Raw genomic sequence first — 803 nt, forward strand, 5'->3', positions numbered from 1 at the left:
TGACGTTCCCGGCCGCCGAGAGAATCAGCGCGACACCAACGACAAACGCGGCCGTCCGCCAGTTGCGGGCGTCGATGATATGACTGCCATAACGCTCGTTCCACTCGCGGCGGGCTGCGAGGTAAGGCGTGCCGGGCGGGGCTTTCGGTGCCCGCTGACCCTTTTTCTTGCTATTGGGTTGCATAAGTACGTCCGTCCATTTGATAGTCTGTAGACTATATTATTGGCCAAAGTAACCCCTCCTAGCAAGCACTAGGAGAGGCTTTTTTCGGGTTAGTCCCGGCGATTGTTGCGTTGATGCTTCGACAGTTCTTCGAGGTCGTCCCACATGTCGCGGCTGCGACGGTTGCCGAACAGGGGAACCCTGCTCAGTCCGCGCCCTACACTGACCATTGCGCCGCTCAGAGGGCGGAACAGCCAGCGCGTTTTTTGCTGGGCGGTGGACACTTTCGCGTCGATTTTGTCGAGCTGGTCACTGTAGCCTCTACGGCGCAACCACTGCCCTAACGCCCATAGTCCAAGGCCTATCAAAAACATGGCCAGCAAGGGCAGGAAGAACAAGGCGAGTTCGGCGATCATGGCTTACTCCCCCCCTTTGGTGTCTGGCTTGGCCGGGCCTGCATCGCTTGGCGATGCTGGCGACGGTTCTGCCGGGCGAATGACGTTCTGCGGTTCTGCACTGGACGGGGCCGAGCTGGGAGCCATCGAGCCATCAGCGTCAGCACCGGAGCCGGGCACCGGCTGCGGCGCACCGGCACCCAGCGACAGGCCTGCCGCGCCTTCCATGCCGGGAACGGCAATCG

At 61.5% G+C, this 803-nt stretch carries 2 protein-coding genes; both read right to left on the bottom strand.

Going from position 1 to position 803, the window contains the following annotated elements:
• Positions 1–184: VirB8/TrbF family protein (locus HMPREF2886_RS31910; RefSeq protein ID WP_371915128.1), on the bottom strand; the 184-nt coding region annotated here is incomplete at its 3' end.
• 89 nt (positions 185–273) lie between these two features.
• Entirely contained in the window at positions 274–579 is a 306-nt protein-coding gene (locus HMPREF2886_RS31915; protein WP_004167161.1) for a hypothetical protein, read from the bottom strand.
• Positions 580–803 lie beyond the last annotated feature (224 nt).

It is taken from the genome of Pseudomonas sp. HMSC066A08 (genome assembly GCF_001813025.1).
Taxonomy (GTDB): domain Bacteria; phylum Pseudomonadota; class Gammaproteobacteria; order Pseudomonadales; family Pseudomonadaceae; genus Pseudomonas; species Pseudomonas aeruginosa.